This window comes from Gluconacetobacter johannae (assembly GCF_014174305.1).
GTDB lineage: Bacteria > Pseudomonadota > Alphaproteobacteria > Acetobacterales > Acetobacteraceae > Gluconacetobacter > Gluconacetobacter johannae.
Map to the genome: position 1 here is coordinate 34,695 of NZ_JABEQH010000013.1, position 15,789 is coordinate 50,483.

14 protein-coding genes are annotated in these 15,789 nt (G+C 67.2%); 4 read left to right on the forward strand and 10 right to left on the reverse strand.

All coding sequences use genetic code 11. The features are described from left to right. Nucleotides 1-3 precede the first annotated feature (3 nt). The 10 genes from lpdA to HLH21_RS10600 all read right to left on the reverse strand — a co-directional run bounded on the left by lpdA (nt 4) and on the right by HLH21_RS10600 (nt 11,868). Nucleotides 4-1,413, reverse strand: a complete 1,410-nt coding sequence (gene lpdA, locus HLH21_RS10555; protein WP_182943722.1) for a dihydrolipoyl dehydrogenase — start codon at nt 1,411-1,413, stop codon at nt 4-6. 11 nt (nt 1,414-1,424) lie between these two features. Further along, complete coding sequence (locus HLH21_RS10560; RefSeq protein WP_182943723.1) at nt 1,425-2,669, reverse strand: pyruvate dehydrogenase complex dihydrolipoamide acetyltransferase; 1,245 nt, start codon at nt 2,667-2,669, stop codon at nt 1,425-1,427. A 12-nt stretch (nt 2,670-2,681) separates the two neighbouring features. Beyond that, entirely contained in the window at nt 2,682-4,031 is a 1,350-nt protein-coding gene (locus HLH21_RS10565) for a pyruvate dehydrogenase complex E1 component subunit beta (RefSeq protein ID WP_182943724.1), read from the reverse strand. 6 nt (nt 4,032-4,037) lie between these two features. Then, on the reverse strand, nt 4,038-5,048 hold the full coding sequence (pdhA, locus tag HLH21_RS10570; RefSeq protein ID WP_182943725.1) for a pyruvate dehydrogenase (acetyl-transferring) E1 component subunit alpha: 1,011 nt from the start codon (nt 5,046-5,048) through the stop codon (nt 4,038-4,040). An 81-nt stretch (nt 5,049-5,129) separates the two neighbouring features. Further along, nucleotides 5,130-5,642 (reverse strand): cyclic pyranopterin monophosphate synthase MoaC, encoded by a 513-nt coding sequence (moaC, locus tag HLH21_RS10575; RefSeq protein WP_182943726.1) that lies wholly within the window; start codon nt 5,640-5,642, stop codon nt 5,130-5,132. A 1-nt stretch (nt 5,643) separates the two neighbouring features. Continuing rightward, nucleotides 5,644-6,504 carry an indole-3-glycerol phosphate synthase TrpC gene (gene trpC, locus HLH21_RS10580; RefSeq protein ID WP_182943796.1) on the reverse strand — a complete coding sequence of 287 codons (861 nt, stop codon included), beginning with the start codon at nt 6,502-6,504 and terminating at the stop codon, nt 5,644-5,646. Next, on the reverse strand, nt 6,504-7,622 hold the full coding sequence (trpD, locus tag HLH21_RS10585; RefSeq protein WP_182943727.1) for an anthranilate phosphoribosyltransferase: 1,119 nt from the start codon (nt 7,620-7,622) through the stop codon (nt 6,504-6,506). The genes trpC and trpD overlap by 1 nt, the downstream gene beginning before the upstream one ends. A 7-nt stretch (nt 7,623-7,629) precedes the next feature. Beyond that, entirely contained in the window at nt 7,630-8,226 is a 597-nt protein-coding gene (locus tag HLH21_RS10590) for an anthranilate synthase component II (protein WP_182943728.1), read from the reverse strand. A 154-nt stretch (nt 8,227-8,380) separates the two neighbouring features. After that, a complete protein-coding gene (trpE, locus tag HLH21_RS10595) occupies nt 8,381-9,943 on the reverse strand; it encodes an anthranilate synthase component I (RefSeq protein WP_182943729.1) in 1,563 nt (520 codons plus the stop codon). Beyond that, nucleotides 9,940-11,868 carry a peptidylprolyl isomerase gene (locus HLH21_RS10600; protein WP_182943730.1) on the reverse strand — a complete coding sequence of 643 codons (1,929 nt, stop codon included), beginning with the start codon at nt 11,866-11,868 and terminating at the stop codon, nt 9,940-9,942. The genes trpE and HLH21_RS10600 overlap by 4 nt, the downstream gene beginning before the upstream one ends. A gap of 264 nt (nt 11,869-12,132) precedes the next feature. Here HLH21_RS10600 and tpiA point away from each other — a divergent pair, with 264 nt between their 5' ends. From tpiA to kdsA, 4 genes are all read left to right on the forward strand, one after another. Further along, nucleotides 12,133-12,876, forward strand: coding sequence for a triose-phosphate isomerase (gene tpiA / locus HLH21_RS10605; protein ID WP_182943731.1), 744 nt, complete (start codon nt 12,133-12,135; stop codon nt 12,874-12,876). 36 nt (nt 12,877-12,912) lie between these two features. After that, the gene (gene secG, locus HLH21_RS10610) at nt 12,913-13,206 is read left to right on the forward strand and encodes a preprotein translocase subunit SecG (protein WP_182943732.1); all 294 of its coding nucleotides are present in this window, start codon (nt 12,913-12,915) and stop codon (nt 13,204-13,206) included. 117 nt (nt 13,207-13,323) lie between these two features. Further along, nucleotides 13,324-14,955 carry a CTP synthase gene (locus HLH21_RS10615; RefSeq protein ID WP_182943733.1) on the forward strand — a complete coding sequence of 544 codons (1,632 nt, stop codon included), beginning with the start codon at nt 13,324-13,326 and terminating at the stop codon, nt 14,953-14,955. Continuing rightward, complete coding sequence (gene kdsA, locus HLH21_RS10620) at nt 14,952-15,788, forward strand: 3-deoxy-8-phosphooctulonate synthase (protein WP_182943734.1); 837 nt, start codon at nt 14,952-14,954, stop codon at nt 15,786-15,788. Before HLH21_RS10615 ends, kdsA begins: the two co-directional genes overlap by 4 nt. Nucleotide 15,789: the final 1 nt, after the last annotated feature.

The window sequence follows — 15,789 nt, forward strand, 5'->3', positions numbered from 1 at the left end:
TGCTCAGATATGCAGGGCGCCATCGTAAGCGGCCAGGACGGCCTCGTGCATCGTCTCCGAAATCGTCGGATGCGGAAATACCGTTTCCTTGAGTTCGGCCTCGGTCAGCTCGGACGTCCTGGCGATGACGTAGCCCTGGATCATCTCGGTCACTTCGGCGCCGATCATGTGTGCCCCCAGCAATTCGCCGGTGGCGGCGTCGAAGACGGTCTTGACCATGCCCTCGGGCTCGCCGGCGGCGATGGCCTTGCCGTTTCCGATGAAGGGGAAGCGCCCGACGCGGATTTTATGCCCCGCCTCCCTGGCCCGGGCCTCGGTCAGGCCGACCGAGGCGATCTGCGGGCGGCAGTAGGTGCAGCCGGGGATGTTCGTGGGGTCGATCGGATGGACCGTGTGGCCCGCGATCGCCTCGACGCACAGGACGCCCTCATGGCTGGCCTTGTGCGCCAGCCACGGCGGACCGGCGATATCGCCGATGGCGTAGACCCCGGCCTCGCCGGTGCGGCAGTACGGATCGACCTTGATGTGGGTCCGGTCGACCGCGATCGCCGTGCCTTCCAGGCCGATATTTTCCACGTTGCCGACGATGCCCACCGCCGAGATGACGCGATCGACCGTAATCTCCTGGCTCTTGCCGCCGGCCTCGACCGGGACGGTGACGCTGTCGCCGTTCTTGCGGACGGCGCCGAGCTTCGCCCCGGTCAGGATGGTCATGCCCTGCTTCAGGAAAGCCTTGTGGGCCAGGGCGCTGATCTCCTCGTCCTCGACCGGCAGGATCCGGTCCAGGACCTCGACCAGCGTGACCTCGGCCCCCATGTTCCGGTAGAAGGACGCGAATTCCACGCCGATGGCCCCCGACCCGATCACCATCAGCCGCTTCGGCAGTTCGGTCGGCACCATGGCCTCGCGATACGACCAGATCAGCTTTCCGTCGGGTTCCAGTCCCGGCAGGACGCGTGCCCGCGCGCCCGTGGCCAGGATGACGTGCGGCGCCGTCAGGGTCGCGACGGGCTTGCCGTCCTTGCTGACCGCGACCTTACGGCGCGCGCCGTCCTTGCCGGCCAGCTTGCCGAACCCGTCGAAGACCGTCACCTTGTTCTTCTTCAGCAGGTGCGCGACGCCCGACGACAACTGGCCCGCGACCTTGCGCGAGCGTTTGACCACCTTGTCGAGGTCGAAGCGGATGTTATCCGCCGTGAAGCCGAATTCGCCCAGATGATGCAGAAGATGGTTGATCTCGGAGGATCGCAGCAGCGCCTTGGTGGGAATGCATCCCCAGTTGAGGCAGATGCCGCCCAGTTGCGCGGCCTCGACCACGGCGACGCTCAGGCCCAGTTGCGCCCCGCGGATGGCGGCGACATAGCCGCCGGGGCCACCGCCGACGATGACGATGTCGAACTCTGTCTTGCTCATGGATTCTGTCCTCAGACCACCAGGCTGAACGGCGCTTCGACCACCGAACGGAAGGTCGATACCCATTCGGCGGCCAAGGCCCCGTCGACGACGCGATGGTCGACCGACAACGTCACCGTCATGACGGTCGCGATCTTGATCGCGTCACCCTTGACGACGGCGCGCTTCTCGCCGGCCGCGATGGCCAGGATCGCCGCCTGTGGCGGGTTGATGATGGCCGAGAACTCCTTCACCCCGTACATCCCCATGTTGGAGATCGAGAACGATCCCCCCTGGAATTCCTGCGGCTTCAGCTTTCCCGCCCGCGCGCGCGCGATCAGGTCCTTGGCGTCCTGGCTGATCTGGCGCAGCGACTTGCCGTCGGCATTGCGGACGATCGGCGTAATCAGCCCGTCGGGGATCGACACGGCAATGGAAATGTCCACGTCGTCATACAGGATCGTCGCATCCTCGGTGTACGACGCATTGACCCCCGGCACCCGGCGTAGCGTCACGGCGGCGGCCTTAACCAGCATGTCATTGACCGACAGCTTGAAGGCCTCCGGCCCCTCGGCCGGGGACGCGGCATTCAACTGCGTCCGCAGCGCCAGAAGGGCGTCGAGTTCGACATCGACCGCCACGTAGAAATGCGGAATGGTCGATTTGGCTTCGGTCAGGCGCCTGGCGATGACCTTGCGGATCGTGGAGTTCGGGACCGTCTTGTGAGGGGCCTCGATGGCCACGGGGGCGGACGGGGCCGGCGCCGGTGCGGCCGACACGCCCTCGACATCGCGCCGGACGATGCGGCCGTTGGGACCCGAGCCCTTCACGCCGGACAGGTCGATGCCTTTCAGCTTCGCGATCCGCCGTGCGAGCGGCGATGCGAAGACACGCGTACCGCTCCGGGCCGGGGCCGATGCCGCGGGGGCCGGTGCCGCCGGAGGGGCTGCGGGGGCCGGCGCAGCCTTCGCGGGAGCCGAAGCCGCGACGGGCGCAGGCGCGGGCGCGGACGCCGTGCCCTCGGGCACTGCCTCGCCCTCGGCCACCAGGATGGCGATCGGCGCATTGACCTTCACGCCCTCGGTGCCCTCGGTGACCAGGATGCGCCCCAGGGTACCCTCATCGACCGCTTCGACCTCCATCGTGGCCTTGTCGGTCTCGATCTCGGCGATCACGTCGCCGGACTGGATGTGCTCGCCCTCTTTCTTCAGCCAGCGGGCCAGCTTGCCCTCGGTCATCGTCGGCGACAGCGCCGGCATCAGGATATTCACAGACATCGCGACGCTCCCTCAGACCAGCTTGCGGACCGCATCCACCACCCAGGTCGGGTTGGGAAGGGCCAGCTTTTCAAGATTGGCGGCGAAGGGCATCGGCACGTCGGCGCCGGCCACCCGCGCGGGCGGGGCGTCGAGATAATCGAACGCATGTTCGATGACCTGCATCGAGATCTCGGCCCCGATGCCGGCGAACGGCCAGCCTTCCTCGACGCAGACCAGGCGGCTGGTCTTCCTGACGCTGGCGACGATCGTCTCGGTATCCAGGGGACGGATCGTCCGCAGGTTGATGACCTCGGCTTCGATCCCCTGCTCGGCCAGGATCGCCGCCGCTTCCAGCGCGGTGCCGACCATGATCGAGAACGCGACGATGGTGACGTCACTGCCCTCGCGCTCGATCTTCGCGCGGCCGATCGGCAGGATGAAATCCTCGTCGACCGGGCACGGGAATTTCTGGCCGTAGAGAATCTCGTTCTCCAGCACGACCACCGGGTTGGGGTCGCGGATCGCGGCGCGCAGCAGGCCCTTGGCGTCGGCCGACGACCACGGCGCCACGACCTTCAGGCCGGGGATATGGCCGTACCAGCTGGCATAGCACTGCGAATGCTGCGCCCCCACGCGCGACGCCGCCCCATTGGGGCCGCGGAAGACGATGGGGCACGACATCTGGCCGCCGGACATATAGCGGGTCTTGGCCGCCGAATTGATGATCTGGTCGATGGCCTGCATCGCGAAATTCATGGTCATGAATTCCACGATCGGTTTCAGCCCGGTCAGCGCCGCACCGACGGCCATGCCGGTGAAGCCGTGCTCGGTGATGGGGGTGTCGATCACCCGCTTCTCGCCGAACTCGTCCAGCAGCCCTTGCGACACCTTGTAGGCGCCCTGGTACTGCGCGACCTCCTCGCCGATCAGGAAGACGTCCTCGTCCCGGCGCAGTTCGGCCGCCATGGCGTCGCGCAGGGCTTCGCGGACCGTGATCTCGGCCGTCTCGCCCCATTCCTTCTCGGGCGCGGCCGTGGGGGCGGCGGGTGGCTTGGGGGCCGACGCCTGGGGCGCCGGTTCCTGCGGGGCCTCAGGCCGGGCGGTAGCGGCCGGTGCGGATGCCGGCGCGGCGGCGGCGCCTTCGGATTGCAGGTTCGCGATCGGTGTGTTGACGGCGACGTTTTCCGTACCCTCGGCGATCAGGATGTCGCCCAGCGTCCCCTCGTCAACGGCCTCGACCTCCATCGTGGCCTTGTCGGTCTCGATCTCGGCGATCACATCGCCGGCCGCGACATGATCGCCCGTCTTCTTCAGCCAGCGCGCCAGCTTGCCTTCGGTCATCGTCGGCGACAGCGCCGGCATCAGGATCTGCGTGCTCATGATCGCTCAGCCCTCCACCAGCACGTCAGTCCAGAGTTCCGACGGGTCGGGCTCGGGACTGGTCTGCGCGAAATCGGCAGCGTCCGTCACGACGGCCCGCACCTTGTCCTCCATGGCTTTCAGTTCGGCCTCGTCGACGCCCATGCCCAGCAGTTCCTTGCGTACCCGATCAATCGGGTCGTGATTTTTCCGCATCTCGTCCACTTCGCTCCGCGGGCGATATTTCGCGGGGTCGGACATCGAATGGCCGCGATAGCGATAGGTCGCCATCTCCAGCAGGAACGGTCCCTTGCCCTGGCGGCAATGCGTAATCGCTTCGCGCGCCGCCTCGCGCACGGCCTCGACATCCATGCCGTCGACCTTGCGGCCCGGAATGCCCCAGGGTTCGCCATTGCGCCACAGCTCCTTCGAGGCCGAGGAGCGTTCGACGCTGGTGCCCATGCCGTAATGGTTGTTTTCCAGCACGAACACGCACGGCAGCTTGTGCAGGGCCGCAAGGTTGAAGCTTTCGTAGACCTGGCCCTGGCTCGAGGCCCCCTCGCCGAAATAGGCGAGCGAGACCTCGTCCGTTCCACGATATTTGTTGGCGAAGGCCAGGCCGATGCCCAGCGACACCTGGGCGCCGACGATCCCATGCCCGCCATAGAAATGCTTTTCGGACGAGAACATGTGCATGGAGCCGCCCTTGCCGCGGGAATATCCCCCCTCGCGCCCGGTCAGTTCGGCCATGACCCCGCGCGGGTCCATGCCGGCCGCCAGCATCTGCCCGTGGTCGCGGTACGAGGTGATGATCTTGTCGCCCTGCTTCAGTTCCATCTGCAGGCCGACGACCACGGCTTCCTGCCCGATGTACAGATGGCAGAACCCGCCGATCAGCCCCATGCCGTAAAGCTGCCCGGCCCGTTCCTCGAACCGCCGGATCAGGACCATGTCATAAAACGCGCGCGCCAGGTCTTCCGCGCTCATCGACGGACTGTTGCGTCCGGCCTCTGTCTTGGGGTGTTGGTTCCCGCTCATTCTGAACGCTCCCTTGTTATTGTTATAACAGATGTCACCACATGCGGTTGCCGCCGGGCCGGGCATGATCGCCGCAATCGACTACGTTCCGGGTGGTCGCCCCCCTGCCCCGGCTCGTTCATACAGGCCGGATCGTCCGCCTGCCTTGCGCTCCAGATACACGGCTTCGATCGTCATGCCGCGATCGATGGCCTTGCACATGTCGTACAGCGTCAGCGCCGCCACGCTGACCGCCGTCAGGGCCTCCATCTCCACCCCGGTCGGGCCGGTGGTCCCGACGCAGGCCTCGATGTCGATCCCTGTTCCGTCCTCGGCCGCCGTCAGCCCGACGCGCACCGACGACAGCGGCAGCGGATGGCACAGCGGGATGAGATCGGCCGTCTTCTTGGCCGCCATGATGCCGGCGATGCGCGACACCGCCAGGACGTCCCCCTTGGGCATGCCGCCCGACAGGATCAGCTCCAGTGTCTCGGCGCGCATGGAAACCCGGCCGCGCGCCAGGGCCTGCCGCGCCGTGGCCGGCTTGTCGGACACGTCGACCATCACGGCGTGTCCGGCCGCGTCAAGGTGGGACAGTTTCCCGCCGCCCGTCATCTTATGACAGGCCGAGCAACGCGCGGGCGGCGTCGCCGGGGCGATCGTGACGCAGCAGGCTTTCCCCGACCAGGAAGCCACTGGCCCCGATGGTGCTGAGGCGGACAACGTCGTCATGCGTCCTGATGCCGCTTTCGGACACGACGATCCGGTCGGGCGGCACCAGCGGCGTCAGTTGGATCGTCGTCTCAAGATCGGTCTTCAACGTCCTGAGATTGCGGTTGTTGATCCCGATCAGCGCGGTATCGAGGGCCAGCGCGCGGTTCAGTTCCGCCTCGTCATGCACCTCGACCAGGACGTCCATGTCCAGGCCCCGCGCGACATCCAGCAGTTCCGATGCCTCGGCGTCGGTCAATGCCGCCAGGATCAGCAGGATGCAATCCGCCCCGATCAGGCGGCTTTCATGGACCTGCCATGGGTCCAGGATGAAATCCTTCCGCAGGATCGGCAGGCTGCACGCGTCGCGGACCCGTTCCAGATCCTCGGTGCAGCCATGGAAGCACGACCCTTCGGTCAGGACCGAGATACAGGCCGCCCCGGCCTGCTCGTACTGCGCGGCGATCGCCGCCGGGTTGTAGTCGGGGCGCAGAATGCCCGCCGAAGGGGATGCCTTCTTGATTTCAGCGATCAGCCCGATCTGGCGGTCTGCCGTCCGCTGCTTCAGCGCCTGGCCGAAACCTCGGGTCGGCGTATCCACCTCGCGCGCGCGGGCCGTGATGTCTTTCAGCGGCATGATCGTCGCACGCTGGGCGACATCGACCCGTGTCCTGGCGCAGATCCGTGCCAGGACGTCCGGAATGTCGTCCGGGTCCGGTGCGTTTCCGCCATCGGCCTCGGTCTGATTCGTCGGCGTGTCGTTCATCATATAGCTTGCACAATCCCCTCTACGGTATCGGCATTGCGGTCGCGCATGGTGTTCAGCACGGCCAGCGCCGCCCCGTTATCAAGAACCCGGGCGGCATCGGCGACCAGCATCCGCAATGCCGCCGGCCGGATGGCCCCATCGTGAAGCACCTCCCCGCGTCCCGCAACATGAAGTGCCGCGGCGGTATTCAGCAGGACCGTGTCGCGATAGGCGCCATGGGCGCCGGCCAGCATGGCCGCCAGGGCCTCGGCATTGTCCCTGGGGCTGCCGCCGGTAATCGCTTCGATCGGCGCGGCGCGCAAGCCCGCGTCCTCGGGCTCCAGCGTCAGCTCATGGATTTGCCCGTCCTGGAGCGCCACGATGTCGGTCGTCCCCGCCAGCGTCAGCTCGTCAATTCCGCGCCCCGCCCCGCACTGGCCATGGACGGCCCAGACGCGCTCGCTTCCCAGAAGCTGCAAGGTCTCGACGACCGGCCGCAGCCAGACAGAATCGGGAACGCCGACCAGTTGGCGCGTCACGTTGGCCGGGTTGCACAGCGGCCCGACAAGGTTGAACAGGGTCCTGATCCCCAGCGCCACGCGTGCCGGGGCCGCGTGCCGCATGGCCGGATGATGGGCGGGCGCCGCCATGAACGCCAGATTCAGCCGGGTGAGCCTGTCGCTGATGACTGCCGGGTCGTCCGACAGCGGCACGCCCAGCTCCCCCAGCACATCCGTGGCGCCCGACCGCGATGACAGGGCACGGTTGCCGTGCTTCGCGACCGGCACGCCCAGTGCCGCCAGGACAAAGGCCACGGCCGTCGAGATATTGAGGGTCCCCAGCCCGTCGCCACCGGTCCCGCAGACGTCGATCGTGCCCGCGGGCACAGGGGCGACGGCGCGCATGCGTGCGCGGACGGCCCGGACCGCACCCAGCAGTTCGGCATGCCGCTCGCCCCGCACGCGCAGGCCCATCAGGAAGGCCGCGATCAGCGTGTCGGGCACGCCGCCGTCCATAATCAGGCCGAATGCCTGTTCGGCCTCACGCTCGGTCAGGTATTCGCCCTGCGCCACGCGGCCCAGGACGGCCCGAAACGCTCCGACCGGATCGACGGACAGGGACGGCGCATTTTCCATGGTCGGGTCAGGCCGCTTTCCGCGGCGTGTTACGGCCCCGCGCGATCGCCATGAAATTGGCCAGGATATCGTGCCCATGTTCGGACGCGATGCTTTCCGGATGGAATTGCACGCCGAAGATGGGCAGGGTACGATGACGCAGCCCCATGATGACCCCGTCCTCGGTCCGGGCGGTCGGGATCAGGTCGGACGGCAGGCTTGCCGGATCGACCGTCAGGCTATGATAGCGCGTCGCGCGGAAGGGGTTGGGCAGCCCTTCGAACACGCCGGTCCCGTCATGCAGGACGGGGCTGACCTTGCCGTGCATCGGCGCCGGAGAACGGACGACCGTGCCGCCGAAGACCTGGCCGATTGCCTGGTGCCCCAGGCAGACGCCGAAGATGGGAACCTGGCCCGCGGCCTTGCGGACCAGGTCGCAGCAGATCCCCGCCTCGTTCGGCGAACAGGGGCCGGGCGAAAGCACGATGGCCTCGGGGTTCAGCGCCAGGGCCTCCTCGGCCGTCAGGGCGTCGTTGCGACGGACGTCGCACCTCTCTCCAAGGTCGCCCAGATAATGGACGAGGTTGAAGGTGAAGCTGTCGTAATTGTCGATCAGCAGGATCATGGCGATATGATGACCTCCCGTTTCGGCCCGGTCAAACAGCAGATCGGGAATTGATCGAAATAATGTTTATCCGCGGAAAACAGGCGTTTTATTGCGCCTGTCCGCAAGACAGGCGCAATTTTATGACGGGGACGGCCGAGGCCGCTCCCATCGCCTATTCCTCGTTCCGGCCACGGGTGAACTGGGCGGCCGCCTCGGCCGCACGGAACAGCGCTCGCGCCTTGTGCTGGGTTTCCTCGTACTCGGCCTCGGGGATGCTGTCGGCAACGACGCCGCACCCGGCCTGGACATGCATCTCGCCGTCCTTCACCACCGCCATGCGCAGGCCGATGCAGGTGTCCATCTCGCCGCTGGCCCCGAAATAGCCGATGCAGCCGGCGTAGGCGGCGCGGCGCGTCGGCTCGACCTCGTCGATGATTTCCATCGCCCGGATCTTCGGGGCGCCGGTCAACGTGCCGGCCGGAAAGCCGGCGACCAGGGCATCCAGCGCTTCCAGCCCCGGACGCAGCCGGCCCTCGACATTGGACGAAATGTGCATCACGTGGCTGAACCGCTCGATCACGAATTTTTCCGTGACGCGGACCGAGCCGATCTCGCACACGCGCCCGACATCGTTGCGGCCCAGGTCGATCAGCATCAGATGTTCGGCCCGTTCCTTGGGATCGGCCAGCAGTTCCTCCTCCAGCGCGCGGTCTTCGGCGGCGGTCCGGCCACGGGGGCGGGTGCCGGCCAGCGGGCGCACCGTCACCTGGCCGTCGCGCAGGCGCACGAGGATTTCGGGCGACGAGCCCACCAGGCTGAACCCGTCCAGCGCCAGATAGAACAGGAACGGCGCCGGATTGATGCGGCGCAGCGCCCGGTACAGTGCCAGCGCCGGCAGCGTGAATGGGGTCGAGAACCGCTGGCTCGGCACCACCTGGAACGCATCTCCGGCAGCGATGTAATCCTGGATCCGCCGGACGGCGTCGCAGAATGCCTCACGCGTGAAGGTCGATCGCGGTGGATCGACCGGCCCGGCGTAGGTCGGCATGATCTCCTGCAACGCCAGGGGCTCGGACAAGGTCCGGCGCGCCAGCGCCAGAAGGTCCTGCGCGCGCTGCCAGGCCTCTTCAGGCGACCGGTCGCCCCGGGGGCGGATGGGGACGGCCAGGGTCAGTTCGTCGCGGACGGTGTCGAAGATCGCGAACAGTCCCGGCCGGATCATGATCCCTTCCGGCAGGCCGAGATCGTCCGGCGGCATGTCGGGCAGATATTCCATCTGCCGCACCATGTCGTACCCCAGGTAGCCGAACACGCCGCCCGTCATCGGCGGCAGGCCGTCGGGAAGCGTCATCTGGCTGTCCCGGATGATCGTCCGCAACGAGTCCAGAGGCCGGCCGGCCACGGGTTCGTAGGACGCGGCCGCGTCGTCGGGGGCGCCGTTGACCGCCGCCTTGCCGTCATGGCAGCGCCAGATCAGGTCGGGCAGCAGGCCGATGACGGAATAGCGCCCGCGCGCCACGCCGCCCTCGACGCTTTCCAGAAGGAAAGCGTTGCGCGGGGGGGACGAATCGCTGGCCCCCGCCAGGCGGGACAGGCGCATGAATGCCGAAACCGGCGTCAGCAGGTCGGCGACCTCGATGCTCCAGACCACGCTGGCGCATCCTCGGCCCAGGGCCGACAGCACGTCCTCGCGGTCGGGCGAGGCGGGGCGGGACGAATCGGAAAAGAGGGTCACCGGACAGTGCCTTCCGCGCCATCGGGGCCGGTCACGGAGGACAGGACCGACTGGACCGCGCTCATGTTGGTCTTGGGTTTTACGTCATTCTGCAGCGCCATGGCGTAGGACATCTCGATATCCTCGGCGATGGACTGGCTCAGGCCCGTGCGGATGCGGCCGACCTGCATCGGCTGCGTGGAGGGGTCGGGACGCGTGATGGCGGTCAGGGTCGCGACGTAGAACCCGTCGGGCTCCTCGACCATCACCGACTGGCCGATCGCCCCGATCCGGAAGGCCAACTGAGCCAGGCTGTCGGGCACGCCCGTCGTCTGGCGGCCGCGCACCAGCGGCGGGCTGTGCACCACCTGGGCAGCCGGGGCCGACAGCGCCACTCCGCCTTTGGTCTTCGCCGCCAGGTACAGATCCGTCGCCTGCACATTTGCCGCATGGCGACGGGCCTCATCCTGCCAAGCCGCGGCGGCCTGGTCCGAAATGGCCGAAAAGGCCTGGATCTGGCCGGGCGTTACGCTGTCGACCGACACCGCGTACCAGGTCTGGTCCGGTCCCTGGACCAGGGTGGGATTCGCCCCTTTCGCCTGGCTGAAGATCCGCGCCAGAATCGCCAGGCGGGCCTCGCCCGACGCGGGAATGGGCGCCGCGTCGCCGGATTGCGTCCGGCCCTGGGCATCCAGCGTTCCGCCGGTGGCGCTGGCGCCGAGCGTATCGGGAATCCGGTCCAGGCCGCCACCGGCGATGGCGTCCTGCAGCTGCTGGACGCGGACGCCGACCTGTTCGCCGGCGCGGGCCTGGGCGATCTGGTCGTGCAGTTCCTGCCGGGCGGCGGCGAAGTCCGTGTCGTGCGGCGGCAGGACCTGCGTCACCTTGAACACGACCCAGCCGGTATCGGTCTGCGTGGGGCCCTGCAAGCTGTCCACCGGGGCGGCGAAGACCAGCTTGGACAGGGCCGGCGACGGAATGGAGGCGGCCCGAACCCCATCCATCTGCACCGACGCACTGCCCTTCGCGGCGGCCTGGACCTGCGCCCAGGTCGCGCCGGCCTGCCATTGGGCCGCGACCGTGCGGGCGCTGGCCTCGTCGGGGGCCGTCACGATCTGTACGGTCCGGGTTTCCGGCAGATGGTATTTCGCCTGCTGGGCGTCATACAGGCGATGCAGTTCCTCCTCGGGAACCTCCATCGAACGGGCGATCGTCTCGGGCGACAGGACGACGATCCGTGCATGGCGGTATTCCGGCGTCTGGAACAGCCAGGGATGATTGTCGTAGAACCGGCGCTGCTGCGCGGGGTCCGGCGTGGGGGCGGACTGGTCGCCGATGGCGATGCGGACCAGATCGAGCGTCCGGGTCTGGGCGTCGAAATCGAAGGCCCGGCGCACCATCGTCTCCGGCGCGCGCGCGCTGTTCCGAATCGGCTCCATCAGGGCGCGGGACGCGATGTCCGTCCGGACCAGGTCCAGAAGGCGGCCTTCGGTCATGCCGATCTGCCGCAGGCGTGTATCGAACAGCTTGCGGTCGAAGCGCCCGTCGGGCCCCTTGAAGTCCCGCAGGCCGAAGACCTCGTCGCGCAGTACGTCATCGGGAACGATCAGGCCATGCCGGTCGGCCGACAAGGCGACCTCGGACTGCATGACAAGGCGCTGCAGGACCTGCCGGGCCGCTTCCCGCCGCGTCGCGACCGGGATCTGCGATGCGTCGGCAAGACCCATCTGCCGCGCCACCTGGGGCATTTCACTCTGCACCGCCCCCATGAACGCATCGGTCGTGATGGTGTTGGGTCCTACATGCGCCACGACGTCCGCGCGCTCGCTTCCCATGTTCGACAGCACGTCGCCGACCCCCCAGCCGACGAAGGCAAGAAACAGCAGGCCGGCGATGACACGGCCCAGCCAGGAATCGACGAAGGCATGGCGCAGAAAGGAAATCATGAAATGCAGGATCCGAACATAAGCGGCAGAGGCGTCGGGGCCGGCAGGCGGCCACCTTTTCGGCCGCGCACCATAGGGACAGGACCGCGGCTTGACCAGAACCCTGTTCGCGCCCTTGCGGCGGATTTAGGGCCGTTGCGGCATTGCCACGCGGTGGCGCGCATGGTGTAGGGTGGCCTATCCGGTCGGTACTCCCCCTGGAAAAAGAAAAGACCGTCGAAGACCGGACGAAACGACGGCACGCAGGCAGAGGGATCGAGACACATGATGCAGATGATCGTCGGCAACTGGAAAATGAACGGGCTGGGCGCCTCGTCGCGCGATCTGGTCACGGAGGTGGCGCAGGGGCTGGCCGCCATGCCCTCCGCGCCCCAGGTCGTGGTCTGCCCCCCCTTCACACTGCTCGCGCAACTGGCGCCGATGCTGAAGGGAACAGGCATCCTTCTTGGCGCGCAGGACTGCCACCAGGCAGCGTCCGGCGCGCATACCGGCGATATCTCCGCCGCGATGCTGGCGGATGTCGGCGTCGAATACGTCATTCTCGGCCATTCCGAGCGTCGCCGCGACCATGGCGAACTGGACGAGACGGTGCGGGAAAAGGCGACGGCCGCGGCGGCGGCCGGACTGACGCCCATCGTCTGCGTGGGCGAAAGCGAGGACCAGAGGGCTTCGGGCGAATGCCGGGACGCGATCGGCTGGCAGATCAAAGGGTCGCTGCCCGACGGGTTTTCCGGGATCGTGGCCTATGAACCCATCTGGGCGATCGGTTCGGGCGTCCCGGCCTCCAGCCAGGATATCGCGGACATGATGGCGTTCATCCGCGCCGAACTGGTGCGGCAGTTCGGCGCGACTGGAAAAACGATCCGGATCCTCTATGGTGGGTCGGTGAATGCGCGCGACGCCGCGACCATCCTGCCCATCGCGGAGGTCGGGGGCGCGCTTGTCGGCAGCGCCAGCCTGCGGGCCGAAACATTTCTCCCGATTGTCCGGGCCGCCGTCGACCTGTAAACGGTCCGTCACGTGGCGTCTCATCTGGAAGCGAGTATGATTACCGTCCTTCTCTTTTTGCATCTGTTCGTCACCCTCGCCCTGATCGGAACGGTCCTGATCCAGCGCAGCGAGGGTGGTGGTCTGGGAATCGGCAGCAGCCAGGGCATGGGGACCTTCATGTCCGGCCGCGGGACCGCCAACCTGCTGACTCGCACCACCTCGATCCTGGCGGCGATCTTCATGGCGCTGTCGCTGACGCTGGCGGTGCTGAATCGCGGCGCCTCGACCGGCGCCGGACATGATATCCTGGCGCAGCCTCCGGCGCCGACGGCCCCACCGTCCCACTGAAGACGCCCGTTCGTCCCGCGTCTGGCGCGGGACGCGGATTTTTATTACGTCCGGCCGGTCGGCATGTTCGACTATGGGCTTTCCACGGCTGGGCGAAACGGTGTAGGGAGGCCGTCCATGACGCGGTTTGTATTCATCACTGGCGGCGTGGTTTCCTCCCTCGGTAAAGGCATTGCCTCAGCAGCCCTCGCGGCCCTGCTGCAGGCGCGCGGCTACCGGGTCCGGCTACGCAAGCTCGATCCCTATCTCAACGTCGATCCGGGCACCATGAGCCCGTATCAGCACGGCGAGGTCTTCGTGACCGATGACGGTGCCGAGACCGATCTGGACCTTGGGCATTATGAACGCTTTACCGGCGTTCATGCCACCAGGGCCGACAACGCCACCACCGGGCAGATCTATTCGGATGTGATCGCCCGCGAACGGCGCGGCGATTATCTGGGCGCGACCATCCAGGTCATCCCCCACATCACCGATGCCATCAAGGAAGCCGTGGTGGCCGGCACGGACGACCTGGATTTCGTCCTGGTCGAAATCGGCGGAACGGTGGGCGACATCGAAAGCCTCCCCTTCCTGGAAGCGATCCGGCAGCTCCGCAACGATCTGGGTGCGGCGCGGACGATGTTCGTCCACCTGACGCTGCTGCCCTGGATCCCCTCGGCCGGCGAGCTGAAGACGAAGCCGACGCAGCATTCCGTCAAGGAACTGCAGAACGTGGGCATCCAGCCCCAGATGCTGCTCTGCCGGTCCGACCGTCCGATTCCCGATAACGAACGGCGCAAGATCGCCAATTTCTGCAATGTGCGGCCCGAAGCCGTGGTCGCCGCCCTGGATGTCGACACCATCTATGCCTGCCCGATCTCGTACCATGCCGAGGGCATGGATACCGAGGTCCTGCGCCATTTCGGCCTGCCCTTCGACCAGGAACCCGACCTGACGGCGTGGAACCGGGTGCTGGAGGCCATACGCCACCCCGAAGGCGAGGTCCGGATCGCGGTCGTGGGCAAGTACACGGCCCTGCTGGACGCCTATAAATCGCTGATCGAGGCGCTGCTGCATGGCGGCATCGCCAATCGCGTGCGGGTCAAGCTGGACTGGGTGGAATCGGAGATTTTCGAGAAATCGGAAACCGCCATCGAAGCCCTGCGGGACGCCCACGCCATTCTGGTCCCCGGCGGATTCGGCGAACGCGGGGCCGAAGGCAAGATCCAGGCCGTCCGTTTCGCGCGGGAACATAATATCCCGTTCCTGGGCATCTGCTTCGGCATGCAGATGGCGGTCATCGAATGCGCCCGGAACCTGGCCGGCCTGCCGAATGCCTCCTCGACCGAATTCGGCCCGACCGACGAACCGCTGGTCGGCCTGATGACCGAATGGGCGCGCGGCAATGACTGGCTGCGCCGGCGCGAAGGCGGCGAACTGGGCGGCACCATGCGCCTGGGCGCCTACTCGGCCAAGCTGGCCCCCGAATCGCGGGTGGCCGAGATTTACGGCGAGACCGAGGTGCGCGAGCGGCATCGTCATCGCTACGAGGTGAACGTCCATTACCGCGAGGTCCTGGAAAAGGCGGGGCTGCGATTCTCGGGCATGTCCCCCGACGACGTCCTGCCCGAGGTCGTGGAGTATCCGGACCACCCCTGGTTCATCGCCGTGCAGTACCATCCCGAACTGCTATCCAAGCCGTTCGATCCACACCCGCTGTTCTCCGGATTCGTCGGGGCGGCGGTCAAGAAGATGCGCCTGGTATGACCGGTTCCGTCGCTGTTCCCGTCGGCGGGCTGCTCGTCGCCAACGACCGGCCCTTCACCCTGATCGCGGGGCCATGCCAGATCGAATCCGAATCGCACGCGATGGAAATGGCCGAGGCCCTGCACGCGATCGCGCGGGAAACCGGGGTCGGGCTGATCTATAAAAGCTCGTTCGACAAGGCCAACCGCACCAGCCTGGGGGCCGCGCGCGGCGTCGGCATGGGCGCGGGGCTGGAGATCCTGGCCCGCGTGCGCGAACGATTTTCCATTCCGGTCCTGACCGACGTGCACACGGCCGAGCAATGCGCGCCCACGGCCGAGGCGGTGGACGTGCTGCAGATCCCGGCCTTCCTGTGCCGGCAGACCGACCTGCTGCTGGCCGCGGGCGAGACCGGGGCCGCGATCAACGTCAAGAAGGGGCAGTTCCTGGCGCCCTGGGACATGGCCAACGTCGCGGCCAAGATCGCATCGACCGGCAACAGCCGCATCATGCTGTGCGAGCGGGGCACCACGTTCGGCTATAATACCCTGGTCAACGACATGCGGGGCCTGCCGATCATGGCCGCGACGGGATATCCGGTCGTCTACGACGCCACCCATTCCGTCCAGCAGCCGGGCGGCCTGGGCGGCGCGTCGGGCGGCCAGCGGGAATTCGCGCCCGTTCTGGCCCGGGCCGCGCTGGCGATTGGCGTGGCGGCGGTATTCATCGAAACCCACCAGGACCCGGACAGCGCGCCCAGCGACGGCCCCAACATGATCCCGATCCGGGAGATGAAGGAACTGGTCACGCGCCTGGCGTCCTATGACCGTCTGACCAAGGGCGCCAGCGCCTGAG